The following is a 26,140-nucleotide window of genomic DNA, read 5'->3' as shown; positions in this document are numbered from 1 at the left end:
CAGTTCATCGACTCGATCGATTCACCCGTGCCGATCATCAGGAAAGACGCCAAGCCGATGCGCCATGTCAATCGCGGCGGGTGCATTTTGCACATTCAGCTTCTCGTAAAGTCGCCGGATGTACGTCGCCACGCTGCCGTAGCCGATCCCCAGTTCGCTCGCGATTTCTTTCTTCACCATGCCCTTGCTAAGCAGCACTAGGATTTCTCGCTCGCGTGGGGACAAAACGAGCTTGGGGTCGGTCTTGGTCGGCGGTCCTTTGACCATTTCCATGACGTACCGAGCGACCTCGCCGTCAAGCGCCCCACCCCCGGCCGCGACCGTCTTGATGCCATCGACGATTTCTTTGGCCGTCGCCGACTTCAGCAAGTAACCAGCCGCCCCACGTTGAATCGCATCCTGGATGTCTTTTTTCGCACTGGATTGAGTCAGCACGATGATTTTGGCGTGTGGGGCGATGGCTAAGATCTTCCCAATTGCCTCAATCCCGCTGATCCCCGGAAGATTCAGGTCCAACAAAATGACGTGCGGTCTTTCTACTGCATCCAATCGGCCCAACCTCTGGACAGCCATCTCGGCCGTACCGAAAACGCCTATCAATTCGATGGCTGGATCACCATCGATGGTCAGCTCGATGACGCGTCGATAGCTGGGGTGATCTTCGATTAAGATCGCCTTTGTGATCTCGTTCAATGGAACCACCTCCGCCAGCCGGTCCATTGGGAACGACGAAGTACAAGGTGCACGGAGGTGCCTTCGGTCGGTGCCGTGTCGACACGCACTTGAGCACCCAACAGTTTCGCTCGGCGTAATAGTGATGCTGGAATGTCGCGATCGGTCGCAGTCGGCAATCCCTGTCCGTCATCGGCGACAGTCAACCGGAGCTCTTGCGGGGAAACCTGTAGAGTCGTCATCAGTTTGGTCGCTGATGCGTGGCGACTGATGTTCACGATGCACTCTTTGTAGAACGCCAGAAGGTCGGCGCGAGTTTGAGGTCGCAATGATTCAAGATGCTCCGTCCCGTTTGCTTCAAGCTGATGATCAAGTCCCACCGCAATTCGCTCAACCGCCTGCTTCATCAGACGCATCAGGTCGGAATATGGAGCGTCCTCCTTCTCAGTACGACTCATGTACCGCAATGAGGCCGAGGCGTCTTTGGTCACACTGCGAATCTCGGTGAGCATTGACTTCAGCATCGCAGGAGACTCCGCCGCATCCTGCGCAAGGTCGCTGAGCAGGCCAATGGAATGGAGGTCGGCGCCCAGGCCGTCATGAAGATCGGCGGCGAATCGCCGTTTCAAATGATTGGCCTGGCGAACTTGATTGATACGTGCCCACACCAATATCGCGATGCTCACGGCAATCATCCCCGCGATGATTCCAAGTGCCCAACGAAAGTTGCGATTCTGTATCACGCTTCGACGATCGATTTCCGTTCGCACCTGTGACAACTCGATCGCGAGGTCATGCCGACGCGCCAATTGCGACATCCATTCTCGCAGTGTCAGAATCGGTCCAAAATGGTTTTGGCCGTCGGTGAGTGTCCGTAACTGGCCATCCTTGGTCACGGCCGGCCCATCTACGTTTGGTAACACGTTGGCTGCTACGTTTCGGCTGTTCTCAAAAATCTCAACTTCTGCAAATCCCATGCAGCGCCATCGTTTGCTCGCTTCGGGAGCTTGGTAGCCCTGCATCGCAGTCAACCGTACGAAACGGCATTCCCGCGCAGCGAACTTCCGCATCAGAATCGGACCAGAGTTATAAATGGATTGTTTTTTGTACTCTGTCAGCAGCACCTCGTCTGAAAAATCGGCCTGGTTGGCCCCACTGATGACAAGATGGTCGGGTAAGGCATAATCGGCATGGTGAATTTTGGGAACGTTTGCATTCTGGTCTGCGGAATGAAGATGGATGCGGTTGATCCGTCGGACTGTTCCCAAGTCAAACGTGAACGATACGCGGTCCTTGGCCAGAAAGAACGTAACGTAGGGAGTGCTACCGTCTCCCAGAGCCGCGTCCATCAAATACGGCATGAAACCATCGACCAGCGTGTTGCTGTTGATCGATTGGCTGATGCGGGTCCAACCCACCGATGAGGCTGCCGTTGTGCATCCCGACGCGACGTTTTCTTCACCCGAGAACACGATGATTTCGGAAACTTGGCACCGATATCGTTTGTCGAGTATGCCTTGAGAGAGCTGATTCGCTTCCACACGGACCCATGACCCCAGCGTCGGAGGGATGGGGATCATCACCGGCGAATTGCGAGGCAACAGACCATCGCGTAGGCCCAGCGATGCGACCTCCTTTCCTTTTAGGTCACCTTGCTTGCCGATGAATACCTTGAATTCCAGTGGGAATCCGTCAGCCTGGATCACGCCTAAGGAATCTCGCCAAAGAACCGGAGTCAACACGACGAGATCAATCAGGCTTTCGTCTTCAAAGTCAACACGAGCCCACTCGGTAACGTTGCCATCGGGATGCGAACTCGATTGCCACCCCAGATTTCCGACGCCATTTCGAAAGGTCGCCGATGCGAGTTCTTTTTCTTCCGCCAATCTCTCTGCGTATAGCGTCTCCAACTGTGTACGAGACAGGGCTTGATACGGCGATGTTGCATGTGACATCACAAGCCATGTTGTCTGCAACGCTAGTAGAAGAATCCACTTCATGCTGGGTAGGCGATGCCATTGGGACCAAATGCGTTTGAATCGACAAGTGCCTCATTCTAACCGCTATGTCGATTCGGTTCCCTCGTCAGACCGGTTCTCGAGACGAGGAATTCGTGAAAGGCATTCGAGTGTCAACAGTTTGGTGGACATGAGGGCAAGTTACGTCAGGCTAATATTGTCAAAAAGCATTCCAACGCGGGTCTTTTGATAAGATGGCGTTCAAAGCTCTTACGAAGTCACGACGTAGGAAGCCACAAACTCGGCCGCTTCCGAATCTGAGCGACTTGCCAACAGATTGGCTCGCTGGAAAACTTGGGCGTCGGGTCGTCAGCCAGTCAAGCAGCGAATTACTCCCAGACGAATGATCAACATGCCATTTCGATTTACTTTTTCCGTCGTCGCCGTCCTTGGTTTTTTGTTTGTCACCGAATCCTTGGGTGATGAACCGGTGACGATGACGTCGCTGTTGCACGAGATGACCGACCGTGACAGCGTTGCACGTTACCCGAATCATGATTTCCGACTGAAGCAGGCGAGCAGCTACAACCGTGCTTCCAAAACTCCCGATGATCCCAAGGGTTGGTTCGACAACATCGATCGCAGCACGAACGATAGCCACAAGAATTACGTTCGCGTCGAAGAGACCGGTGGACGTAAAGAGTACGTGGTGATGGAGCACGAAGGGGCCGGAGCGATCACGCGATTTTGGGTTCCCTGGCGAGACCAACTGAAGCCAGGCACCGATGTCATCATTCGGTTTTACCTGGACGGTGATTCAGAGCCGGCGATCGAAGGAAACATGTTCGATCTGTTTCAGGGCAAGGGGCTGATTCCGTTTCCTCTGGCCCACGAGTCATTGCGTTCGGCGGTTTCGTTCTTCCCGATCCCCTATGCCAAAGGCTGCAAGGTGACGATGTCGGACCAGCCGTTCTTCTTTCAGTTGACCTACCGAGAATATTCGGACGATGTCGCCGTGAAGACGTTTTCGATGGAAGACTTCACGGCCGCGAAACCGATGATCGACACGGCTTGCCAGAAACTCTTGAATCCGACCGCATCCGCTGCGGGTGAAGTGGTGGATCTGAAAAAGTCCATTGGCGGTGGCAAAGAGGAGTCGGTTTCGTTGCCCGCGCGCGAGGCCGCCATCACAGAGTTGTCCGTGAAGCTTGGCAATTACGATGATCCGAATGTGACTCGGCATGTCGTTTTAAAAATCAGCTTTGACGACAAGGAAACGGTTTGGTGTCCCATCGGCGACTTCTTCGGGGGTGGCATCGGATTGAATCCCTTTCAGGGTTGGTACCGTACGGTTGATGCCGACGGCAAGATGAGCTGCCGATGGGTCATGCCGTACCGAGACAACGCGAATGTCTCTGTCGTGAACTTGGGTGACGTGCCAGTAGACGTTGAACTATCCGCAACGGTCGGCGATTGGAAATGGGATTCTTCCAGCATGTACTTCCACTCAGGATGGCGAGGGCAATACCCCGTGCAGACGTGGCCTTACTCGGATTGGAACTACGTCACATTAAAAGGTCGCGGCGTTTACGTCGGTGACACCCTGACGATCATGAACCCCGTTGAAAGATGGTGGGGCGAGGGAGACGAGAAGATATTCGTCGACGGCGAGTCGTTCCCTTCGATCTTTGGTACGGGCACGGAAGACTACTACGCGTATTCGTGGGGCGGTCGCAGCACCGACTTCTACGAGCATCCTTTTCATGCTCAACCGTTCAGCCACAAGTACAACAAGCTGAATCGAAAGCCAGGCAACGAGAAAAACACAAAAGGCTTCAGCACCGAAACTCGCACGCGATCACTCGATACGATGCCGTTTGCTAGTTCTTTAAAACTAGACATGGAGGTTTGGTCCTGGACGGATTGCGAAATGGGCTACGGGGTTGGTGCATACTGGTATGGCGACGCGGATACGACATCGAGCAACAAACCCGATCCCGTCGAGGCGCTCAATGTTCCGCCACTACCGGACATGAGTACAGCGGACCCTGAAGTGGAAACCGCACCAAAGGCAAGTTCCAATGCGACTGAATTCAAAAACGCAGTCGAGTGCGAAAAAATGGAAGTCGTTTCAAAATCGGAAACGGTCGTACTGAAGCCACAGAATCTAAGAAAGCTGAAATTGAAGGGCACCTGGAATCTGGATACTCACGTGCTGTTCAAGGATGCCCAAGTCGGTGATGTCGTGGAGCTTCGTATTCCGGCGTCCAGTCCTTCCGCAGAGAAACTGGTACTGCATGCAACAAGGAGTCAAGACTTCGGCATTGTGCGTCTGTCGGTCAACGGCAAACAGGTCGCACCGGATGTGGATCTCTATGCCGCCAAACCGATTCCGTCGGAAGCGATTCAGTTGGGCACGTGTGACTCTGTGAATAGTGCCTATGTGTTGCGTGTAGAATTGGTCGGCAAAAATCCGCAGAGCAAAGACGCATTCTTCGGCCTTGACTGCGTGACGCTGACTCCGGTGGAATAGTCGTTTCCAGTTTGGGGACTATTGCCTTCAATCATCTCGTAGTCAACGCAGCCGTCGCGATGCGGTTTGCAGACTTTCTCAAGCTCGCGATTGTGCAGGCGACTCATTTTCCAGGATGAACAGAGCTGAGAATACAAGCACGACGCGCACGCGAGTGAATCACGGTTCTCGGTCTTACGTTGTTGCAGACGGATCAGAAAACGCTGAGACTCGCTCGCGTGCACTTCTCGCATTGCAAATGCCAAATTCAACAAGCGAATGTCCGTGCCCGATCGTAGCGAGAACGTAGGGACCTGGATCCTGCGTCGCAGTTTCCGTTACAAATATCGAAGCGAGCGTAGAGTTTCGGCCTGCATCCCAGTGTTGTTGACGAGGTTACCGTCGTGAGAACTGAGCCAGAGGCGTCGAACGAAGACATTTATTACGATCTGTTCAACCACTCGCCCGACATGTACGTTTCGGTTGATGCAAGCACAGGTTTTATTGTGCAGTGCAACCAAACCTTGTTGGACCGTCTGCAGCGATCTCGCGAGTCCGTCGTTGGTACCGAGATTTTCTCGCTCTATCACCCCGATTGCCACGACGAAGTGAAACGCAAGTTCCAGGATTTCTTGGAAACGGGCGAGATTCGCAGCGCGGAACTGACGCTTGCGGACTCGCATGGGAACGGCATTCCCGTAGTACTGAACGTGTCGTCGGTTCGTGACAATACGGGAAAGATCATCGCCAGTCGCTCCGTCTGGCAGGACGTTACCAAACTGCATCAAACGCGACAAGAATTGCAGCAACTCAATCGAGAACTCGAGTCTCGTGTTGCGGCCCGCACGGCCCAGATCGAGCGTCGCAATGCGGATTTGGAAGAACTGGCTCGCATTCTGTCTCATGATTTGAGATCGCCCCTGCGCGGGCTTCGGTTGATGGTGTCGTGGCTTCGTGAAGACTGCATGCACATTTTGCCGGAATCATCCAAAAAGATGATGGCCCAACTGGATCAGCGTATCGGTCGCATGGATCAGTTACTTCAAGGGATTCTCGAGTACGCCCGACTCGGCCGACACCAGCCTTCGTACAAGGTTGCGAATATTGGCGATGACTGCTTGCGCATTAAGGAATCCCTTGAGCGACCTGAATCTTTCAAGATCATCATCGAAGAACCCATGCCAACCCTTAAAACGGACAACATCGCGTTGTTTCGGGTACTGCAGAATTTGATATCCAACGCCGTCAAGCACCGTGCCACCGACGACGGCGAGGTCAGAATCTCGCACCGCGTCGTCGACGGTGTCGATGAATTCTCGGTCGCTGACAACGGAGGTGGGATTGAACCTCGTTTTCATAAGAAAATTTTCGAGATGTTTCAAACGCTTAGCCCAAACGATGGCGACGAGGCTAGCGGGATTGGTCTGTCGATCGTGAAAAGAATCGTCGAGGATGCGGGCGGTATCATCCGCGTCGAGTCCAACGGTCTTGGCACGACGTTTCGGTTCACGTGGCCGGCATCGATCGAAGCGAACGGCTCGGGAACGTAAACGTGCATTTCGGCGTCTTTCCCCAGGCGTCCGAACACTGATTCGGGCAACAACGTGTGGTACACTCCGGCTACCCTTTGCCCGCTTGGACCTGCAATGACGCCACAAGAAACCCAAACTTCTGACATCCAAACCATTCGATTGCTATTGATCGAAGATAGTTCGCATGATGCCGAGTTCATTGGGGCGATGCTGGAGCGTTCGCCGGAAATTTTCGTGAAGCTGACTCACCTTGCCACCTTGGCGGAAGCGGTGGAGGCGTTCAAAAAAGAGACATTTGATGTCATCCTGCTTGATCTCGGCTTGCCGGACAACCATGGCACGGATGCGATCGCCTTGTTGAGGGCTCACGTGCCCGAAACCCCCATCGTTGTACTAACAGGCGACGAGCGAAATGAGACCGCGATCAACGCGATCGATGCGGGTGCTCAAGACTATTTGCCCAAGCAGCACGTGGTGGGTTCTCTGTTAAGTCGGATGTTGACGCACTCGATCGCCAGACAAAACAGACTCAATCAAGCAAACACAGATGCGTTGATTGATTCGTTGACTGGGCTAGGAAATCGCAGGTCGTTTGACAGTGAAGTAGAGCGACGCATGCACGATTTCAACCGACATGGATTCCCCTTTTCGGTCGCGATTCTTGACATTGATCACTTCAAAAAAATCAATGACAAATGGGGGCACACGGTTGGCGACGAGGCGCTCAAAGTCGTTGCGAAAGCGATCGCGTTTCAAGGACGTCAATCAGATCACTTCGCGCGCTATGGTGGTGAAGAGTTTGGCGTTGTGATGCCTATGACGCCGATCGAAGGTGCCCAGATTGCAGCGCTACGGTGCGTCCATCGCGTCAAAGAAGCCGTCGTCGGCGAAGGCAAGTTCAGCGTCACGACCAGCGGCGGCCTGGCCGCTGTCATGCCCGGCGATACGACTCTGTCGATCGTCGAAAGAGCAGACGCGGCTCTATACGAAGCCAAGCGACGCGGTCGCGACCGATTGGTGAAGAACCAGGATGGCGAATTTCACGACGTGACTGCGAGTGCTGCTCCCGTTACAGAAGCCCGACCGGATGCCGGAGATTCGGCTTGAAGCGAGCGTGAAAAAGGGTCCGCCTTAAACAGATTCGAATTCCGGCGGCAACTTTCCCTGATAGCGAGCGTCGGCATACGTGCGGTACCACGACGCGGCCAAGTTCATGGTTTCGTGCCGAGACAGCGACAGAGCAGGTTGTAATTCGGTCGCATGTTGTTGGACGCGGTCGGCGAACTGGTACAGCGTTTCGGTGGGGCGCCGAACCAGCGACAGCTTTTTCAATCGTCGATCGACCTGTTCCAACCGACGGCGGCATTGTTGGTCCAAAAAGTTAATACCCGCCCGCGACGGTTTCCAAAACTTGGTCCACCAGATGTAGGCCAGTCCGCAAACGAGCGGCAGTTGTGCGATTCGAAAGAGAAACAGCAACGAATCCGTCACTCGCATCGCAAACAAGTATCCGGCGATTCGTGACAGCCACCCTTCGTTGTCGGAAACGGCAGTCACCAAATCGGATGACCCATCGAAGATGTCGCCATTGTCGCTGGCATCCGCCGCAATCGTCTGATAGACGCGTCCCGGCGTCGACTCTACCGCAAACCATTGTCCCGATTCCTCGTCAAAGGCTTCGGCCCAAGCGTGTGCATCTCGATTTCTCGCCAACCATAAATCGGGTTCGCTTTCGCCCAATTCATCGGCGACATATCCGGTCACGTATCGCGACGGAATTCCGGCATGGCGCAGCATCAGCACGGTCGCTGAAGCAAAGTACTCGCAGTGCGCTACGTGACGTGTTTGCAGAAAATACGCCAGCGGGTCGACTCGCGACGGAGCCTTGGTCTTGTTCAGGCCGTAGCGGAAGTTCTTCTGAAAGTAATTACTGATCGCTTCACTTTTCTGACGAGACGTTGTCGCGCCCTCGCACACTTCGTCGGTGATGGTCGCGACAAGGTCGGTCAGGCCACGCGGGATATCCTCTAGCGCGCGACGTTGCCCCGGGGCAATCGTTTGGGCGGCCAGCCGATCCGAGACGCCGGCGACGCAGGGAAGCGATACGTCAACGCCAACCTTGATGGCAATGGATCGAGAGACAATGATTTCCTGGCTGGCGGCTTCGATCCAGCTGGTCGTCAACGGCAGAAAGACCGTACGACCTTTGGTCGGGTCGGCGTAAATTTCCAATGTGACCGCACGTTTCACGGATGGCGAATTCGCCACCTCGGGACGTAGTACGAAGCGATTCAATTTCCGACGGAGCGTGCTTTTAGTGGATGTTGCTGCAACGCCCGAAGGCTCTAAAACAAAATCGCCCTCCGCGACGTCGGGGTTGTCACCGTCTCGGTTGCCTCTGCTTGATGAATACCAACGGCTTGATCGATAGACGTCGAACACCGTGCCCCGCAAGTATCCCGGCGGCGAATTGGCAAACACGCGCAGTGCCAAGCCTTGCGGGTCAATGGTCAAGTGTTCCCGGACCGAACCAAGTCGACTGCCGCTGACGTATCGCGTTCCGCCAACGTAGCTCTGTTCGCCAATCACATCCAACGACGCTTGGAGCTGATGCTTGAGATCGTCTTGGATACCCGGCAGCATCGACTCGGTGACACTGGCCACGGCACTTGTCACCATCATCAATACCGACAATGCGAGCACTGCACAGATCGGCCCCAGCCAAGCCGATTTCTCGTGATCGGCATTCACGTACGACAGCGGTTTGGTGGCGCGACCCTGCTTCGCGGCTAAGATGATCTGCGAAGCGGCACAGAATCCGACGCAAGAGACCAGCCCAACAGTGGTTTGAGCCGCCAAGGATTGGCTGACACCCCCTGCAGCCACGCAAAGCATCATCATCGTCAACCCAAGTGGCAACAGCGACACGTGGCCCCGCTCCGGACGCGAAACCCAAACCACGAGCGAGATGAAAAACGCAACGTGCGCAACGACGTCGACGCCAAGGGAGATCACGTTCGCGCCGACGCCCATTCGCCCGGATACCCGCCACGTGAACGTCAAACCCATGACCGCCAAAACGAACGCGAACTGCAACATCCACTTGATCGAACGAGGCACCGCCGATCGTTTCAGAACAACCGCCGATCCCGACGTTCCGAAAAAGTGCCTAGCCGCGACCACGGCGACGGCCAACAACGTCAACGGCCCAATGACGGAGAGACCTGAAAACGTCGATGCAAGAAACATCATTTCGGCGACCAGCAAAGCGCCAAGCAGCAATTTCGCTCTTTCGAATTTTGCCTGTTCAGTCATGGCGGGCACTCTGACCAACGGGGTCATGGGATGAGTCGATGCGAATGGTTGTGAGCGAGCCTGGTACGGACTGGCCTTCGAAGGATGTGACTCTTGTCGTTAGGATCAGCATCGGCGAGGAACCGCGGTTGGCCACGGCGTCCGTGATGCTGGTGTCGGCAAGTTCCGGTGCAACCTGTTGCGCTGCTGCTAATTGAATCAACAAGGGTTCGTTGTCGATCGCGACCGGCGCCGATTGAAAGGGGTTCGTGGATTCCGTCGATTCGCCGGTCACAAACAATCGAACGCGAACTTGGCGTCGACAAAGGTCTGTCACCGCTACCGCCGCCAACGACAGCAGTCGCTCAAGCATTTCCGAACGGGCTTCGTTTGCCGGATGAGCAGGCGATGCGTGAGCGTTGGCGGCGATGGAGGTGTCGACGACGATCGTGACAACCTGTATCGACGGCGATTGAAACTCTCGCACGATCGGGCGGCCCAACCTGGCCCACGACCGAAAATCCCAACGTCGTACCGGCATGCCGACTTCGTACTCGCGGCTGCCCGTGTAATCGAGTGCGTCGCCGGCAAGCAATCGATGTGACCATCCGCCCAACGCATCGAGCAGGCCTTTTGCGATCGGACCATCATCGTCGGCAAGAAGTCGCGGCGTGATCGCGATCTCGGGTGTCGAGGTGATGGCGCGTTGCGACCGGAACAAATGAAACGGGAACATCGACTCGACGGACACGCTGGGCAATCGCCAAACACCACGTTGGTTGGAAATCAACGAACACGACACATGGCGGCGTTGCCCGGGCGGAATCAAGGATAGCGATGGTTTTTGATGGACGGAACGAAAGTCGGCCTCCCCGGCTTGACGACCCCGTCGACGTTTGGGGCGTGCAAAGTCCACGGTCAGATCCATGGCGGGCAACTTCGCTTGATTGCGCAGGTGCATTTCGACCGGAAACGGTTGTCCGGCAGGCGACGACCGTGGTAACGAGAAGTCGACTTTCAATTTGGGACACATCAAGCGATTGATGAACCATCCGACGCACAGCATCGAGGTCGTCGCAGCGAACATTCCCATCCATGGGTAACCCCAAACGATGTTGATCGAAACGATCGCAATCAACAACAGCGTGACGGACGCGCCCGTCATCGAACGGCGGATCGATCGGACAAAGAAAAAGGGAAAGGTGATACAACTTCCGATCCAACGCGATAGTCGCAATGCACGTCGCCGCCGAGACCGGGGGGTCACAGTGAGTGGTGATGTTTGCGCTCGCCCCGTTGGTGACTTCGTCGACGCGTCTGATATCGCCGTTACGCTCACACCGGCACCTCCACCTGCTGAATCAGGTCGGCAATGATCAGCGAGGTTTCACGATTGGTCGCCGAAACGCTTCTTGCCGATACGCGATGCGAGATCGTTTGTTCGGCCATGGCTTGAACGTCGTCCGGCATCACAAACCTTCGCCCCATCAGCACCGCGCGGGCTTGCGAGGCGCGCAACAACATTTGTGACCCTCGCGGGCTGCATCCAACCCGCAACCGAGAATCGATCCGAGTTCGTCCGACGAATTCGACCAAGTACTCGGCCACCTTTCGATCCACCGTCACATTTCGGACCATCGATTGCAGCATCAACAATTCGTCTCGCTGCATGACCGGTGTCAACTGATCCAGCGGGTCGTCGGCCGTTCGATCCAACAACAGATCGACCTCGCTTTCTGCGTCCGGGTAATCCATCGACAACCGAATCAGGAACCGATCAAGTTGCGATTCCGGTAAGGGGAACGTTCCTTCGAAACCGCTGGGATTTTGGGTGGCGATGACAAGAAACGGCTGTTTCAGTCGATAGCACTCGCCGTCGATGGTGACTTGCGATTCTGCCATCGCTTCCAACAACGCACTTTGAGTTCGCGGTGACGCTCGATTGATTTCGTCGGCGATCAACAGGTTGCAAAAGATCGGACCGGCGCGAAATTCGAATTGCTGATTCGACGGCTGATAGACCGAACTGCCCAAGATGTCGGCAGGCAAAAGATCGGGCGTGCATTGGACGCGACCAAAATCGAGTTGGATCAATGCCGCCAACGACTTGGCCAGCGTCGTCTTTCCGACACCGGGAACGTCTTCAAGCAGCACCGATCCGCCCGCCAAGACGGCCGTCAGCACCGAGTCGATCACGGCGTCCTTTCCGCGAATGACGCTACGCAATCGCGACCGAACGTCGTTCAATTTGGCCAGCGGTGAATCGTCCGTCGAATCCGTGACTGGATCGACATTCGAAGGGGTGGGCGGACTGCCCTCGGCGTGCTTTCGAAGAAACAAGGAAGTCTCGACAGGTTCAGATGAGATGATTGAAGAGGCGGAGGCGTCCGACATTGTAGGTGACTTGAAAAGCCGCATGCAATTGTCGGCTATTTTGTCAGCCCGTACATGAATACTGCTGCGGCCACGGAAACATTCAAGCTATCGGTGTTCAACTTCATTGGGATCGTGATCCGGTCAGTCGCGGCCGCCTCGACGTCGCGGCCGACCCCGTCGGGTTCGCTGCCCATGACCAAAAGGATGGGGCGGTCATCGCGTCGGAATTGATCCAACGCGATCGCTCCGGGCCCCAACGTGGTGGCGACAACGCGAATGTTGTGATCGGTCGCCAGCGCGGTCAACTCGGCGAACGTGTCATTCACATAGAAGACCGATTGCTCGAAAACCGTCCCCATGCTGACGCGGATCGAGCGACGCGAGAAAGGATCCGCCGTTCGCGGTCCTATGACCAATCGATGGACTCCCAAAGCGGTTGCCGATCGGATCATGCTTCCCAAATTTTCGGTCAATGACACGCCGAACACCGCCAAAGCCAGCGGCGGATCCGCGGCATCGAACGACACGTCCTTCAGCAGTGCGGCGGGCGGACGCACCCCCTCGGCCAGAATTCCGCGGTGGAAGTCGTATCCGACCAATTCCCGAATGTCGGATGCAGAAACTTCAAAGACGGAAACATCATCGGGCAATTGGCAAAGCACATCTTCGTGACGTCCTTGCTGGACCACGACGGACCTGATGCTCAAACGGCTCTGCGCAAGTTTGGAAACACAAAATCCGCCTTCGACGACGAACGTACCGGTTGCCGATCGACCGGCCTCGGTCTGCAAGTCGCGATAGCGCGACAAGCGTGGATCCGCTAGGTCATGGATCTGGATTCGGGGCATACTTTATCTATCTGCGGCATTCTGCGAGACGTCAGACAATCGTTACAGTTGCCAAAGTTAGCGTGAATAGAACAGTTTTCGTTCGGGACGACGTCGATTGTGTTGATTCCACGCATCACTGGGTTGTCTATCAGCAACATTTGGGTGCAGAGATGGCGGACCGTCAAGAGATCGGGCCGCCATGTCGCTATGCGATCGGGGTACTCGTCGTATTCGCAGTCCAAATAGAAACACAAAGCAGCGTGTGGGGCACACACGTTGTAAGCCCCAAATTGTACCATGCCCATTCGCGTTCTTATTGTTGATCCGCATGTGATGACACGTGCCGGGGTCAAATTAGCCTGTCAGTCGTCCGACGATCTTGATTGCGTCGGCGAAGTCGACACGATCGATGAAGCGATTGATGCGACGCCGCAATTTCGTCCCGACGTTGCGATCATTGACCCAGGCGCCTGCGGTACCAACCCTATTGAAGGGTTGATTCGATACCGAAACCGTTTCGCCGATCAATCGATCTTGGTGTTCACCAGCAACGACAGTCCCAATCTGGCCGCGGAATTGGTCAAGTGCGGCGTTGCCGGCTACTTGATCAAAGACGCCTCGGCCGACGAACTGACTTGGGCGATTCGAAGCATCCACGACGGGCGAGTCTTTTTCAGCCACAAACACCACGGCGTCGGATCCCCGAAAAAGGATCATGCCAAAATCGATGTCGTCGCGAATGCGGCTGCATCAAGCGATGCAACGATTTCGGCCGCGGCGACTTGGTCCAACGACGCCGAGCAATCGGCGGCGGACATCGACCTGTCAACTCGTGAACGCGAAGTGTTGACCTTGATTGCCGACGGCATGACCAACAAGCAAGCCGCCAGCGAATTGTTCCTGAGCGTGAAGACCGTGGAAACGTATCGATCGCGAGTGATGCGGAAACATCAATTGAAGGATCGTCACGAATTGGTGCGATTCGCACGTCATCACTCGCCGGTAAGGCAGGGATGACAAGCGGTCCGGGGAACGATTCGCCGATCTCCCTGTCAGGGTTTTCGCCGATCCTGACAAGACTGCAGCAAAACGTCCCGACACTCCGAATCACCGTCTGTCAGGTCGAACCCGCGAAATTGCAGTCCTTGTCGGGCTTACCAAGACTTCCGTTTCGTTTTCCTTGCCGGCGTGAAACACCGACATAAGTTTCAAGCGTTCAAGCAACACCACGACAAACGACCACCTGAAACACGACTTGCTGACAACGCGTCAACGAGTTTCACACGGCGGGGAAACGAAAGGTGCGAATGAACAAAGCTCAAATTCGTTTCGGATTCGGTTGACCTGAGTGCTACCGAGTTCCTAGAGTCCACTACGGCTCTCCGCAAGCAATGCAGAGAAATCGTAGGGGACTGAAGGAAGGTCCGTCGATGCCGCTCCAGGCCATCGGGGTCCGAAACGTTTGAAAACAAAACTTGTATCCAAACTCTTCTCCCTCTCAATCGATGATCAAGCCCAACACTTGGTCGCCACACAGGAACACACCCATGAATATGAAAACCGCTTTCTTCGCTTTGTTGCTCGCTTCGACCGCTGGCAGTGCAATCGGTCAAACGACTGCAACTCAAAAATTCACCGTCACCGTCCCCGGTGCGATCTCGATCGTGGCTCCTGCTGCAGCAGCAATCACCCACGACGAATCCGAACTGGATCAAATTTTCCCACTGCAACAGTGGGTCGTCAAAGGCAACTCGTTGGCTGGCGTGACCGCGTCATTCTCGACAACACAAGCGTTCCGTCACACCCTCGACAACACCGCACGTCGTAACGCCAAACTGGCTTTGGCAATCAATTCGTCCGTCGGTTCAGCCGCTTGGACCGTCAGCCAAGCAACCGACACGACCGACTACGCCTCTAATGACGGCGTCGCAACGGTTCAGTGTTCGTCCAACGGCTTCGGCCGGGCCAACATGGACTTGGAAGTCAGCTTCATCACCGACGGCTTCGGATCGTTCCCCGCCGGCGACTATGAAACAACGGTTACGGGCACCGTAACAGCGAACTAACTTCGATCTCACAGTCGAAAAACGATGAATCGCCGGGCTTCGAAAGAGGCTCGGCGATTTATCGCGTAGAACAACGAAATTCGGAACCCCATGGTCCGCTGGACAAGACAACTCGCCGCCATCGCCATCGCCATGCTGACTTCGCAAGTCGGCATCGGCGATATTTCTCGTTTGGGCGGGTCGGGTGTGCGGGTGGATATGACGACGCGATCCGGTGGCGTCTCGAGCGGACTGATCGGCGGCGCCGATTGCCGCGTCCGCGTCAACCAACGGGCCATCGTTCTGCAATGGACGACGTCGGCGTTCCACCATACCGAGCTACCTGAAATTCAAAACGATGCTTCGATCTCCGCAACGGTGACCGGGTCATTGGGTGTGGTCCAGGTTTCGCCACGCCACGCGGTGGCGCGAACAAATATTTCGAATCGGAAAGATGAAGCGTCAGTTGCGATGGGCATCGCAGGCAACGGCGAAGTAAAAGTGGATCTGACAGTTGGGATCGATGGGGCACAAGTGGTCGAGGGCAAACACTGTGCGACGGTCGTCTTAACGATTACAGGAAACTAACAAAGGACTTCATTGGTTCACGCAAGGATGCCCCGCCGAAAACGAAATTGTTCGATCGCCCATGCGGCAATCGGTACGGTCGCGTTTTGCGTGTGCGTGACCTTGGGCTGTGCCGCGAGACCCTTGCCACCGCGGCCAACGATCGGCGAATTGGTACAAGATTCGCTTGATCATTCGATGCCCGACTTCGATGTCAAAGCCCGCGATGAAATGGGCCACGGATCCGCGCTTGACCATCATGACTTGGCGCCGGGTGAATCGATCATCGACGAACAGATCATTGATGATCGCTTAATCGAGGAACGGATCATCGACGATCAAGTCATCGGGTCACATGTGATCGGATCACGTGATGTGGAACAAGCAGATTTGGTCGACGCGAAAGCCCGTCGCGTCCAAGCCCCCGTGCGTAAAGAGCGGATGGGCGAAGACGACTACACAACCTATTTTGGCGATGACGAAACAAAGCCATTTCGCGTTGTTCGACAAGTACAGGGCTACCTCGACGCCGAGGAACCGTACGTCATCGACGACGAGTTTATCGAAACCGATGTTCGCGAGGTACTGTTAACGATCTCTGCAGACGCGGGCATTGACTTGGTGATGGACGAAAAGGTCCGTGGTGTCGTCAATACGCGGTTGGACAACTTGCCCCTTGATCGAGCAATCGAAAAGGTCCTGATGCCTTTGGGGTTGTACTATGCCCAGCATGGCAAACAGCACTTTGTGGGCCCAGCGGACCCGGAATCACCGCTATTTTCGTACATTTCCGAGCGGATCGAGTATCGACCGCAGCACCTGGAAACAAAGTCGTTGATCGATACCGTTCCTAAGGGCTTGGCTCCGTTTGTCCAGGAGATCGCGGGATCGAACTTGATCGTGGTCGAGGCACCGGGAAGGTTGGCGAAGCAAATCGTCGAGCGTTTCGAAACGGTCGACCAACCGATTCCGCAAGTGGTTCTGGAGGCGATCATTTGCGTTGTCGCACCTGATAGTGGATTCCAGTTCGGTCTCGATTGGCAGCACGCTGTTGAACTCAACGGCGAGAACGCATTGAAGCTTGGCGCCACAGGACTGGCACTCAGTTCCAGCTACAGTCGCGCGGGCGCCAATGCCATCTTTGATGACTTCGCAAAGACAAGCACGTTCGTCAAGCTTCTGAATGAACACGGATACTTGACCATTCGCGCGTCACCCCACGTCATGGCGCAGGACAACAAGCAAGCGACGATCGCGATCAACCGCGAAACATTCTTCAGTGTCCAGCCCAACTCGAGCAACAACGCCGACAACAGTTCGTTTTTCTTTCAGCAAGAAATCCAAACCGTTGAATCGGGGATCAGTCTGGACATTACCCCCCGCATCCGCGGCGACATTGTCACCATCGACATCCAAAAAGCAGAAGTCAGTGAAGACGTTCGCAACGCGAATACGGAATTGGCACTGAATCCGTTCCCGATCATCAACCGACGGTCGGTATCAACCACCGTTCACGTTAAAGACGGAAAAACCATTGTGATCGGCGGTTTGGTGCAGCGAGAGACGATTGATAGAGTGAATCGAATACCCGGACTGAGCAAGATTCCCCTACTGGGCTATCTTTTCGAGACGACACAACAACAAACGCGCGACGCGGAAGTTGTGATCTTCATTTCACCTCGAATTGTGAAACCTGCTCCGCGCGGTTTCGAACTCGCGCACTGAAGCGCGAAGTGCGAACTGGTTGGCTCGGCAGGTTATCGCCCGCTCACCCACCACCCATCGCAAACGCCATGCTCGCCCCACGATGCACGGGTCTTCGATTTCGTTTCGGCCTATCGATGGCCCTCGGATTGATTGCCACCCAAAACGTTTCGCTCGCTGAATCTAAGACAGATGTCGAAGACCTTGGCGGCGGCGAAAGACGTGTCACGCTGACCCAGTCGGTGGAACCATCGTTCCACATCGAACCGATCGTACACCGTTTCGAAGCGCGTCGTGGTACCACGATTCCGTTTCGCTTTGAAATCAAGTCGACGGGCAAGGCGATGAATGTAACGGTCATGCCGGTCCAATTGCGGCAAGAAGTGACGGGGATCATTCTGCATGATGATCTGGCGGCCGCGCCCGACGAACTTCGATTCACGACGCCAACGGAATTCGAGCTGGCGCCGGGTGAATCGACATATTTGGAAGGCGAGGTCACGGTCCCGTTGGCGTTGTCGAACTACCTTTCCTTTGGCGTCCTGGTGCGTGACAACGGGTACGTCGCCGAGAAAAAGGCCGACCCGAATGATCCGACTCGAATCTCCGCCGGCGTTCGCTTTGTGACACAGTACGTACTGCGCATTGATATCGAAACGGGCGTCAAGGACGTCAGCCAGATGAATCGTTTGCAGTTCGAACATGGCAGCGTCCGAAACAACCTGGGGATGCCGGTTGCTCAAACGTTCCTGGTCAATCCGACGGATTTCGCATTCGAGTGCAACGTCCGCGGCACGATCGAGTCGGCGACGACGTCGCGTCCAAAACCCTTTCAAATGATGCTGCCATCGCGAGTCAACTTGCAGGGCGAAGAACGGTATCTGGTTCGCGTCATGCCCCAAAGCCGCGTGCAAGTTTCGGCGCCGGTGGATGAACTGTTGTTTCCGGGCGATCAAACGCTACGACTGGAAGTCACCAACGGCAGACGTGGCTTGGTCAATCAAGAGTTCAACGTCAATGTCGGTCAAGGCGACTATCCAGCGCTGGAAGTCCGACAAGCCTACTTAGATCATGAGTTGTCGGTTCAACCCGCACAAATCGAAGTCGGCGACATTGCTGGCGCAAGCCGTTCGGGCAATCTGCGTTTCACCAATAACTCGGTACGACCGAAGAACGTCGTCGCAGAGCTGGTTGATCTGGATGGCAACGTGATCAACGACGTTACCCTATCGTCGGACAACTTTGATGTACGCCCGGGACGCACCAAGACGATTCGGATCGCCGTGTCGTCGTCCAGCGACGCGGAAAAGACGAAGTACGGTGACATTCGGCTGCGAGTGAAAGACGACGAAAGCGGGGAATCGGTCCAGTCGATTCCGTTGGCGATGTCGTTCGGCGACGCTCCGAAGACCGACGTCACCGTCGGCGAGTTGGCGAAGGTGGAAAAGAACGGCTTCACGTCGTTCGGTTTGATCGTGACCAACAACGGAACCGGTTTCGTGCCGGTGCACGCCGATTTGCAGGTCGCCGACGGTTCGGGACGGACGATGGACCTGGCCGACGGCTTCGGTCGCTGGTTACGTCCGGGCGAAACGCGTGAATTGGCCTTCGTGCCGCAAAGCACCTTGACGGCCGGTCAGTACCAAATCGCACTGTCGCTGAAGACAACGCCCGACGAGGTTCCGGTGGAGCGTACGTTGGTGATCGATTTGGATCCGCAAATCAGCGAATCTGCCACAGAATGAAATCACTGGCTTGTGGCTGAGTAGATCTGACGCCGCGTTCATCTTGTCGGATGAACGCGGCGTTTTTCATTTACCAAGTCGGTTTAGCATTCTTCCATCGACCCATGAACTTCGCGTGGCAGATACTGTCCCGGTCCGTCGGCGCTGTAGTACTCCTGCATGACCGATTCGAATTGTTCACGCGACTTGATTCGCACGAAGGACTCGCGGACGACTTTGAAGTTCGGATGGCTGGCGGAATACTTGATACAGAATTTGCGCATCAGCATCGGTGCACGCTCGGGTGTATACGTTTGTTCGCACAGCGTAAAGTGCTCTCGCATGACCGCAGCCTGTTCAAAAATCGTCGGCGGCTCAGGCAGCGATTTTCCGGCGGCGAGTGCCACGGATTGCGAAAAGATCCATGGGTTGCCGATCGCGCCTCGCGCGACGGTGACACCGTCAATGCCGGTCTGCTGGATCATTCGGAATCCATCGGCGGCGGTGAACAGGTCGCCGCTGCCCAAGATTTTCAATCGGTCGCCGACGTGCGACTTGACTTCCGACAAGAACTCCCAACGGCTTGGCCCGACGTATCGCTGGACAACGGTGCGACCGTGAACGGTGGCGGCATGCAGGCCGGCGTCGATCGCGCCGTCGAGGATTTCAAAGAACTGATCGCGAGCTTCGGGCGAATCATCGATGCCACGCCGCATCTTGACCGTCACGGGAATGTGATCCGGAACGATGTCGCGCGTCCGCCGCAGGATCTCGATCGCGACGGCGGGTTGCGACAAATGAAATCCGCCTCGGCAACGGCCCAGCACTTTCTTGACCGGGCAACCAAAGTTGACGTCAATGATGTCGAAGCCTGCATTGGCAAGTTTCAACGCACCCAACGAAAACTGCTCAGGCTCGGCCCCCATCAACTGTCCGCCGACGGGCGGTTCGTCGGGATGGATGTCCAGAAAGTGACGTGTCTTTTCGCGATTGCCCAGCTGCAACAGAAACCGATCCAACATGACTTCGCAAAGCGTGTAGCTGGCACCATGCCGCCGGGCGATGACACGCATCGGCAGGTCGCTGTAGCCGGACAGGGCCGCTTGGACGACCGGCGATCCGATCACCACATCGCCAATTTTTAGCGGTTCGATCGCGGCGGCTGCATTCATGTCAAGGATTCTCGGATCTGTTAGGCTGGCGCGGCCATTGACGATCACATTTCGTCGGTGAGCGGGGGTCTGTCTCGAACTCAGGAAACCGACATCATGTTGCTTTGTGACCGATGGGCATGCATCATCTTGACCATAGTTCTTGCATTTGCCAACGGCGCCGGTTCAGTACTGGCGGACACGCCCGCCCCATTTCCCTCCAATCCATCCTCGAAAACTCTCTCCATGACGATTCAAAGCGAAGCCTTCGGGACCACCAAGCAAGGCGAACCGGTCACGAAATTCATCCTCAAAAATTCACGCGGCAACTCGATCAGCCTGATGAATTGGGGAGCGACTTTGTTGGAAGTCAATGTGCCGGACCGCGACGGCAATTTGGCCAACGTCAATCTTTGCTTCGATACGCTTGCGCCCTACTTGGGCAGTCACCCGTATTTTGGCAGCACCGTCGGTCGATTCTGTAACCGCATTGATCAAGGGAAATTTTCGATCGGTGACGTCGATCATCAGGTCACCGTCAATGCGGGCAAGCATCACTTGCACGGTGGCAAAAAGAACTTCACGTTCCAGTTGTGGGAGGCGGCGTCATACCAGACGGACGATGCCGTCGGAGTGAAGTTCAACTTGACCAGCCCCGATGGCCAAGAAGGTTTCCCCGGCGAAGTCAACGCCACCGTCGACTATCAGTGGAACGATGACAACGAGTTGACGGTGGATTTCACGGCCACAACGGATGCACCGACCCACATCAACTTGACCAATCACAGCTATTGGAACTTGGGCGGCGCGGGTTCCGGTTCGGCGATGGGGCACGTCGCAACCATCGAAGCGGACGAAATTCTTGACGTCGACGACGACTTGATCCCGACCGGAAAGATCAACACCGTCGACGGAACTGTCTTTGACTTTCGATCACCGCGCGCGTTCGGCAAAGACGTCGATTCGTTGGCGGCAACGAAGGGCTATGACCACTGTTTCGTCGTTCGTGGCAAACCTGGCGAACTACGATTAGCGGCGCGCGTCGTCGATCCCGGTTCGGGGCGAGTTCTGGAGATCGAAACAACCCAGCCCGGCATGCAGTTGTATACGGCGAACCACTTACCCGGGACCGAAGGGTCGGCTGGCGCCGCCAGCCACGACGCGTTCTGTTTGGAGACCCAGCACTATCCCAACACCCCGAACCGTCCAACTTTTCCGACCACGCTAGTGAAGCCCGGCGAGACGCTGCGTGAAACGACGGTACACCGGTTTACAGTAGCCCATGACGAGTAGTTTCCGTCCGTCAGGAATGTGATTCGCCGAATTCACCCACGACAAGTTGTCGTGGGTTTTTTTGTGCGCGCTGGGCAAGTTTCGTGTCCTAGGCTTACAAAACGATGCCAAGAAAGCTTGAAACAGTGGTCCCAGAGCCAAGATTTGTGTTGGCGAAATATTCGCGGAATGTTAACGTGTTCTTCACAGATCGCCATTCCGCCAACGAGTGCAACCAATGTCCACAGACCTAGTTATCGGCGTGATCTCAATCACCGGTCTATCGGTCTTGGCCTATCACCTTGGCCGCTGTACCGGTTTGAAGTCTCCGGGCCGCCGCCAGCTATGGTTTTTGCTGTCCCTCTTCGCTGCCCTTTCGTTTGCGTGGACAGCGGCCGGAAACTTGCTTTGGGCGTCCATCGTTCCCCACGCTTCGGTCGTGTTTTGGGCCAATGGGATGCCGGTCTTGTTGTCGTTGACCGCGGGTATCGCCAGCACGATGGTGTCGCTCGGCGGATGGCATCGGCCGGCGACCGTCGTTGCGATGATGGTCCTGACCGCCGGCTACACGTTGATCCCGGTGATGCGGCCTGTCGTCGCGCCGGCGAAAACAGACGCGGCTTCGGAATGGCGGGACGGCATTTGTTTGCAGAGTCATCCGTCGACGTGTGCAGCCGCCGCCGGGGCAACACTGCTTCGTTTTGCCAACGTCGATGCAAACGAAGCCGCGATGGTCACGGCGTGTTTGACCAGTTCAATGGGCACGGAACCTCTGGGCCTGTTTCGAGGACTTTCGATCGCGACGACCGGGCAAACGAAGCGACCCGCGGTGGCTTCATCGGATCCGTCGACGTGGCGTTCGGGTGATCAGTTGCCCAACATTGCGTTGGTCGAATTCCGATCGTCTCATGTTCCCGGTTCACCAAGACGCTTCTTTGGTCCAACGGCCGAGGGCCACGCGGTTGTGATTCAAGGTCGCGACCGGCACGGCAATTGGATCGTCATGGACCCCGCCTTCGGCCGCACATTGTGGTCCGATACCACGTTTCGCAAACGGTTCACCGGCGACGCGATTTACTTAAAGTGATCCGAGGGTGCGTGAGCGGCACATGCGTTAGTGGCACATGCGTTAGTGGCACTTGCGTTAGTGGCACTTGCGTTAGTGGCACTTGCGTTAGTGATCGGGCGACGGTGGATTGGCCCACTGGCCGCTGATATTATCGCCGCGGACGACCAGCCCCTTCTTGTGCCAATCGTACCATGTCGTGACATCGGCGGCGGCGTACCGGATCGTCAGTCCGCATCGACGTCGGTCGGACGCGTTGGCTTCCGATCCGTGCAGCAACAAGTCCGAGTGCATCGAGAACTGGCCGGCCTTGAGCGCCACGTCCACTTCGCCGTCACCGTAGGAATGCGGGTTCTGGACCGCCAGGTCCAACACCGTGTCGGCATCGTTGGTTTCGTCGTAGTCGATCAAGCCGTGAAGGTGCGATCGAGGAATGAACTTCATGTTCGCGTTTTCCGGATCGGCGTCGTCGATGGCAAGCCAAACGGTCACGGTCTTGGTGGGGCTTAGCGGCCAATAGGTGCTGTCTTGATGCCAAGGGACCCGCTTACCATCTCGCGGCATCTTGCAAAAGAAGTGCGAACCCCAGCAAACCACATTCGGCCCCAACAAGTCGGAAACGGCGTCAAGGATTCGCGGATGTTGGACCAGTTGATAGATGCGTGCGAAACGCAAGTGTGCGGTGCTGATCGAGTAGCTTGTTTTGCCCAGTTCGATGTAGGCCGACAGCACGCCGTCAAAGAAAGCGCGCGTCTCGCGGGCTTCGGTCGCGTCGAGCCCGTCGAACGGCATCAAGTAACCGTCATGGTTGTACTGTTGAATCTGTGCCGGGCTGAGCGTCTTGGGTGCGCCGTTGATGGCCGGAAAGAAACCCATTTGCCGTGGCAGTTCGGCTAACTGTGTGGGCGTCGGATTCGGTATCTCGTCGATTTTGCTAGTCATCGTGCTGGCACGTCAGGGGGTGAGTTGGGACGGAGGCGATTATTTCTCAATTCAATGGATGATCCAAGTCGGCATCTTTGCACCATAGCCGCTAGAATCAAATGGACCTTACTTCATTCACGCCAAGCCTCCGGTAAAAATGACCGATTCAGCAACGGTTCACGAATATCGTAGCGTGATCAGCGCTGGGCCGACGCCTGGGTCGGTGCCGGTATTGTGAAGACGCAAGCCTATCCCGTCGTCATCTTCCTATTGGTGATGTGGTTGATCCGCATCGTCGACATGATCATCCCCGCGGACTTGAACCAGTTCGGGCTGCAACCGCGAATGCTGCACGGCGTACCTGGAATCATGCTCAGTCCGTTTCTGCATCAAGGGTTCGGGCACTTGATTTCCAACACGATCCCGCTGGCGATTTTGGTCGGATTGACGATCGCATCGCGTCATCGGGCGTGGCTGATTGTTGTCGCGATCGTCATCAGCAGTGGCGTCTTGCTGTGGATTTTCGGACGCAGCGCCAATCACATCGGTGCCAGCGGATTGGTGTTCGGATTGATCGCTTACTTGATCACCGTCGGCATTCGCGAAAAGCAGCTTGTGTCGGTCGCGATCGCCCTGATGGTGGGTTTCTTTTTCGGCGGCACGCTGGTCTTCGGCGTGATCCCCAGTTTCGGTTCAGCCATTTCCTGGGACGGCCATTTGTGCGGTGCCATCAGCGGAGTGGTCATCGGAATCGCGACCACCCAGAAAGCCCAAAGTTTCTTTTAGCCAACAAGCTACGACGGAGTATGCACGCGTCATGAATGCACCGACGTTCTATCACATGTATCCGTTTCGATTGGGATATCGCGAATTCATTCGCGTCGCCTACCCCCACCAGTTGCTGGCCGCGGTCATTTGGCCGTTGGCTAAGATCGGAATTGTGCGATGGCAGCCGACGGTTTTGCCTCGCTATCCGTCGATCACGGATTCGACCATCCCAGTGGATCAGTGTCCCGAGTTTGCGAAAAACGACATTTCAGCGGCGATCGAATCGGGCCAAGAGCAGGGTTTTGTGGACCCGATGATCGAACATATGACATCCGTCGCCGGCAATCAGATGAACATCTCGGGCGTTGGTGTGTTCATGCGTCACCAGAGCGGAAAGTACATGATGAGCTTCGCTTCCTCGCGAGCGGACGATGGCGCGTCGGCGAAAAAAGTTTCCATCATCACCTGGTTGGCTAACGATCGTCTCGTGGTCACGACGAACGGGCGCCGCGAATTTGATCCCAGTCCGTATGCAAAGGGAACGTACATGACTGGCAAGAGTTTCCTTGAAATTTTCGCGGCACACCAACAATCGTTCGACGCCCAGGGTTGGACGTTCGAGCCAATCGACAGCAAGTCGGCTCTGATCGACGCCTGTGATCGCGTGATCGGCTTGTACTTTGACCACATGACAAAGGTGCGTGGAGTGATGGAATTGGCCCCGGAAGAAGTTAGCCGAGGCATTTCAAAAGAATTGAATCCCTACCAGTCTCCGGCTTCGATCTAGCGAAGATTCGCCCTTCTTTTCAGGAGGCTCGACTTTTCATGACGTTCGAGCCAAACCGTGGGATGCACTTGGCCCGCCTCCAATCCGAAAACCGGTCTGTTGCTACCGGGGCTTGCCACGGTAAGCTGTGTGACTTCTGCAAGCCGTGGCGTTTTGGGCGGTTTGCGGATTCAATGACGGACAATATCGATAGTTAGGGAAGGACGAAACGTGTTTGTTGCAGCATCGACCGAGTGCTGGCCGGGAATGGAGTTGCGAGAGGTGATCGAGATTCTTTCGGATCTGGAATTCACTTCGATCGAGATCGCGCTGCATGAGTCGGGCAAGGTCAAACCGAGTGAATTGATCGAAGATTTGGATCGAGCCGCGCAGTATCTGCGTCACTCGCATCGCCTGGATATTTCGGGCTACAGCGTCGAATTGGAATCGACGGGCGAACAGCACTACGAAGACTTCGCCAAGATTTGTCACCTGGCCAAACAGACCAAGGTGGTCAACATCACTGTTCCATCGGGCGAACACGGGACCCCGTTCAACGAAGAAGTCGAACGGTTGCAGCGGCTGGTCAAGGTCGGCGAAGGCGAGGGCGTTCGCGTCAGCGTCCGCAGCCAATTGGGCTGCCTGAGCGACGACCCCGACACGCTGATGGTCTTGTGCAACAACGTCGATGGGCTGGGCATCACGCTTGACCCCAGCGTTTACATTGCCGGTCCGGCCAAGTCGAAAAGTCTGGACAAGATCCTGAAATTCGTCTGCAACGTTCACCTGCGTGATACTCGCCCGGACGCATTTCAAGTCAGCGTTGGACAGGGTGAAGTCGATTACGGAAAGATCGTGACACAGCTTGTTCGCGATCGTTACGATCGCGCCTTGACCGCTCACATGGTTCCGATGGAAGAGCACGATCACCGTGTCGAACTTCGCAAGTTGCGACGATTGCTCGAAACTCTGATTTAGT

At 55.8% G+C, this 26,140-nt stretch carries 21 protein-coding genes; 13 read left to right on the top strand and 8 right to left on the bottom strand.

Translation table 11 applies throughout. The annotated features are described in order from the left end of the window. Nucleotides 1–21: 21 nt before the first annotated feature. Together Poly51_RS03580 and Poly51_RS03575 are read right to left on the bottom strand one after the other, a co-directional pair. Complete coding sequence (locus Poly51_RS03580; RefSeq protein WP_246114240.1) at nucleotides 22–702, bottom strand: response regulator; 681 nt, start codon at nucleotides 700–702, stop codon at nucleotides 22–24. Further along, entirely contained in the window at nucleotides 690–2,672 is a 1,983-nt protein-coding gene (locus Poly51_RS03575; RefSeq protein ID WP_146454282.1) for a sensor histidine kinase, read from the bottom strand. Before Poly51_RS03575 ends, Poly51_RS03580 begins: the two co-directional genes overlap by 13 nt. A 370-nt stretch (nucleotides 2,673–3,042) precedes the next feature. Here Poly51_RS03575 and Poly51_RS03570 point away from each other — a divergent pair, with 370 nt between their 5' ends. The 3 genes from Poly51_RS03570 to Poly51_RS03560 all read left to right on the top strand — a co-directional run bounded on the left by Poly51_RS03570 (nucleotide 3,043) and on the right by Poly51_RS03560 (nucleotide 7,781). After that, nucleotides 3,043–5,163: a glycoside hydrolase family 172 protein gene (locus Poly51_RS03570; protein WP_246114239.1), complete on the top strand. Its 2,121-nt coding sequence runs from the start codon at nucleotides 3,043–3,045 to the stop codon at nucleotides 5,161–5,163. Nucleotides 5,164–5,546: 383 nt separating this feature from the next. Continuing rightward, nucleotides 5,547–6,692: a PAS domain-containing sensor histidine kinase gene (locus Poly51_RS03565; protein WP_146454280.1), complete on the top strand. Its 1,146-nt coding sequence runs from the start codon at nucleotides 5,547–5,549 to the stop codon at nucleotides 6,690–6,692. A 96-nt stretch (nucleotides 6,693–6,788) separates the two neighbouring features. Beyond that, nucleotides 6,789–7,781, top strand: coding sequence for a diguanylate cyclase (locus tag Poly51_RS03560; RefSeq protein ID WP_146454278.1), 993 nt, complete (start codon nucleotides 6,789–6,791; stop codon nucleotides 7,779–7,781). A 24-nt stretch (nucleotides 7,782–7,805) separates the two neighbouring features. Here the strand turns inward: Poly51_RS03560 and Poly51_RS03555 are convergent, their stop codons facing one another. The 4 genes from Poly51_RS03555 to Poly51_RS03540 form a co-directional block, all read right to left on the bottom strand. Beyond that, nucleotides 7,806–9,989: a transglutaminase family protein gene (locus Poly51_RS03555; RefSeq protein ID WP_186775318.1), complete on the bottom strand. Its 2,184-nt coding sequence runs from the start codon at nucleotides 9,987–9,989 to the stop codon at nucleotides 7,806–7,808. Continuing rightward, nucleotides 9,982–11,133: a DUF58 domain-containing protein gene (locus Poly51_RS03550; RefSeq protein ID WP_146454274.1), complete on the bottom strand. Its 1,152-nt coding sequence runs from the start codon at nucleotides 11,131–11,133 to the stop codon at nucleotides 9,982–9,984. Before Poly51_RS03550 ends, Poly51_RS03555 begins: the two co-directional genes overlap by 8 nt. Before the next feature lie 170 nt (nucleotides 11,134–11,303). Continuing rightward, nucleotides 11,304–12,224 carry an AAA family ATPase gene (locus tag Poly51_RS03545; protein ID WP_246114286.1) on the bottom strand — a complete coding sequence of 307 codons (921 nt, stop codon included), beginning with the start codon at nucleotides 12,222–12,224 and terminating at the stop codon, nucleotides 11,304–11,306. A 173-nt stretch (nucleotides 12,225–12,397) separates the two neighbouring features. Then, nucleotides 12,398–13,153 carry a TrmH family RNA methyltransferase gene (locus tag Poly51_RS03540; RefSeq protein WP_186775317.1) on the bottom strand — a complete coding sequence of 252 codons (756 nt, stop codon included), beginning with the start codon at nucleotides 13,151–13,153 and terminating at the stop codon, nucleotides 12,398–12,400. A 318-nt stretch (nucleotides 13,154–13,471) separates the two neighbouring features. Between Poly51_RS03540 and Poly51_RS03535 the strand changes: the two genes are divergently transcribed. From Poly51_RS03535 to Poly51_RS03515, 5 genes are all read left to right on the top strand, one after another. Then, nucleotides 13,472–14,191 (top strand): response regulator transcription factor, encoded by a 720-nt coding sequence (locus tag Poly51_RS03535; protein ID WP_146454268.1) that lies wholly within the window; start codon nucleotides 13,472–13,474, stop codon nucleotides 14,189–14,191. A gap of 530 nt (nucleotides 14,192–14,721) precedes the next feature. After that, nucleotides 14,722–15,240: a hypothetical protein gene (locus tag Poly51_RS03530; protein ID WP_246114238.1), complete on the top strand. Its 519-nt coding sequence runs from the start codon at nucleotides 14,722–14,724 to the stop codon at nucleotides 15,238–15,240. Between the two features lie 90 nt (nucleotides 15,241–15,330). Continuing rightward, nucleotides 15,331–15,807 carry a hypothetical protein gene (locus Poly51_RS03525; protein ID WP_146454266.1) on the top strand — a complete coding sequence of 159 codons (477 nt, stop codon included), beginning with the start codon at nucleotides 15,331–15,333 and terminating at the stop codon, nucleotides 15,805–15,807. 27 nt (nucleotides 15,808–15,834) lie between these two features. Then, nucleotides 15,835–17,511, top strand: a complete 1,677-nt coding sequence (locus tag Poly51_RS03520) for a type II secretion system protein GspD (protein WP_246114237.1) — start codon at nucleotides 15,835–15,837, stop codon at nucleotides 17,509–17,511. A gap of 68 nt (nucleotides 17,512–17,579) precedes the next feature. Beyond that, complete coding sequence (locus Poly51_RS03515) at nucleotides 17,580–19,235, top strand: COG1470 family protein (RefSeq protein WP_146454261.1); 1,656 nt, start codon at nucleotides 17,580–17,582, stop codon at nucleotides 19,233–19,235. Nucleotides 19,236–19,318: 83 nt separating this feature from the next. On the opposite strand, the gene Poly51_RS03510 is transcribed toward Poly51_RS03515, so the two are convergent. Beyond that, entirely contained in the window at nucleotides 19,319–20,386 is a 1,068-nt protein-coding gene (locus Poly51_RS03510) for a tRNA dihydrouridine synthase (RefSeq protein ID WP_146454259.1), read from the bottom strand. Nucleotides 20,387–20,611: 225 nt separating this feature from the next. Here Poly51_RS03510 and Poly51_RS03505 point away from each other — a divergent pair, with 225 nt between their 5' ends. Together Poly51_RS03505 and Poly51_RS03500 are read left to right on the top strand one after the other, a co-directional pair. After that, nucleotides 20,612–21,658 carry an aldose epimerase family protein gene (locus Poly51_RS03505; protein ID WP_146454257.1) on the top strand — a complete coding sequence of 349 codons (1,047 nt, stop codon included), beginning with the start codon at nucleotides 20,612–20,614 and terminating at the stop codon, nucleotides 21,656–21,658. Nucleotides 21,659–21,875: 217 nt separating this feature from the next. Beyond that, the gene (locus Poly51_RS03500; protein WP_146454255.1) at nucleotides 21,876–22,724 is read left to right on the top strand and encodes a peptidase C39; all 849 of its coding nucleotides are present in this window, start codon (nucleotides 21,876–21,878) and stop codon (nucleotides 22,722–22,724) included. An 87-nt stretch (nucleotides 22,725–22,811) separates the two neighbouring features. Here the strand turns inward: Poly51_RS03500 and Poly51_RS03495 are convergent, their stop codons facing one another. After that, nucleotides 22,812–23,645, bottom strand: coding sequence for a phytanoyl-CoA dioxygenase family protein (locus tag Poly51_RS03495; RefSeq protein ID WP_146454253.1), 834 nt, complete (start codon nucleotides 23,643–23,645; stop codon nucleotides 22,812–22,814). 216 nt (nucleotides 23,646–23,861) lie between these two features. On the opposite strand from Poly51_RS03495, the gene Poly51_RS03490 reads away from it, so the two are divergent. From Poly51_RS03490 to Poly51_RS03480, 3 genes are all read left to right on the top strand, one after another. Next, nucleotides 23,862–24,413, top strand: coding sequence for a rhomboid family intramembrane serine protease (locus tag Poly51_RS03490; protein ID WP_246114236.1), 552 nt, complete (start codon nucleotides 23,862–23,864; stop codon nucleotides 24,411–24,413). Between the two features lie 31 nt (nucleotides 24,414–24,444). Next, the gene (locus Poly51_RS03485; RefSeq protein ID WP_146454251.1) at nucleotides 24,445–25,182 is read left to right on the top strand and encodes a hypothetical protein; all 738 of its coding nucleotides are present in this window, start codon (nucleotides 24,445–24,447) and stop codon (nucleotides 25,180–25,182) included. A 210-nt stretch (nucleotides 25,183–25,392) separates the two neighbouring features. Beyond that, nucleotides 25,393–26,139, top strand: coding sequence for a sugar phosphate isomerase/epimerase family protein (locus Poly51_RS03480; protein ID WP_146454249.1), 747 nt, complete (start codon nucleotides 25,393–25,395; stop codon nucleotides 26,137–26,139). Nucleotide 26,140: the final 1 nt, after the last annotated feature.

Source organism: Rubripirellula tenax, assembly GCF_007860125.1.
GTDB lineage: Bacteria > Planctomycetota > Planctomycetia > Pirellulales > Pirellulaceae > Rubripirellula > Rubripirellula tenax.
Note: the sequence above shows the minus strand (reverse complement) of the source record. Positions and strands in the feature narration are given on the sequence as shown.

Excerpts from the sequence above, each read along its gene's own strand:
- Poly51_RS03500 (WP_146454255.1), top strand. The coding sequence starts at position 21,876 with ATGTCCACAGACCTAGTTATCGGCGTGATCTCAATCACCGGTCTATCG.
- Poly51_RS03555 (WP_186775318.1), bottom strand. The coding sequence starts at position 9,989 with ATGACTGAACAGGCAAAATTCGAAAGAGCGAAATTGCTGCTTGGCGCT.
- Poly51_RS03530 (WP_246114238.1), top strand. The coding sequence starts at position 14,722 with ATGAATATGAAAACCGCTTTCTTCGCTTTGTTGCTCGCTTCGACCGCT.
- Poly51_RS03535 (WP_146454268.1), top strand. The coding sequence starts at position 13,472 with ATGCCCATTCGCGTTCTTATTGTTGATCCGCATGTGATGACACGTGCC.
- Poly51_RS03520 (WP_246114237.1), top strand. The coding sequence starts at position 15,835 with ATGCCCCGCCGAAAACGAAATTGTTCGATCGCCCATGCGGCAATCGGT.
- Poly51_RS03550 (WP_146454274.1), bottom strand. The coding sequence starts at position 11,133 with ATGACGGGCGCGTCCGTCACGCTGTTGTTGATTGCGATCGTTTCGATC.
- Poly51_RS03570 (WP_246114239.1), top strand. The coding sequence starts at position 3,043 with ATGCCATTTCGATTTACTTTTTCCGTCGTCGCCGTCCTTGGTTTTTTG.
- Poly51_RS03495 (WP_146454253.1), bottom strand. The coding sequence starts at position 23,645 with ATGACTAGCAAAATCGACGAGATACCGAATCCGACGCCCACACAGTTA.
- Poly51_RS03525 (WP_146454266.1), top strand. The coding sequence starts at position 15,331 with ATGGTCCGCTGGACAAGACAACTCGCCGCCATCGCCATCGCCATGCTG.
- Poly51_RS03505 (WP_146454257.1), top strand. The coding sequence starts at position 20,612 with ATGACGATTCAAAGCGAAGCCTTCGGGACCACCAAGCAAGGCGAACCG.
- Poly51_RS03560 (WP_146454278.1), top strand. The coding sequence starts at position 6,789 with ATGACGCCACAAGAAACCCAAACTTCTGACATCCAAACCATTCGATTG.
- Poly51_RS03510 (WP_146454259.1), bottom strand. The coding sequence starts at position 20,386 with ATGAATGCAGCCGCCGCGATCGAACCGCTAAAAATTGGCGATGTGGTG.
- Poly51_RS03485 (WP_146454251.1), top strand. The coding sequence starts at position 24,445 with ATGAATGCACCGACGTTCTATCACATGTATCCGTTTCGATTGGGATAT.
- Poly51_RS03515 (WP_146454261.1), top strand. The coding sequence starts at position 17,580 with ATGCTCGCCCCACGATGCACGGGTCTTCGATTTCGTTTCGGCCTATCG.
- Poly51_RS03575 (WP_146454282.1), bottom strand. The coding sequence starts at position 2,672 with ATGAAGTGGATTCTTCTACTAGCGTTGCAGACAACATGGCTTGTGATG.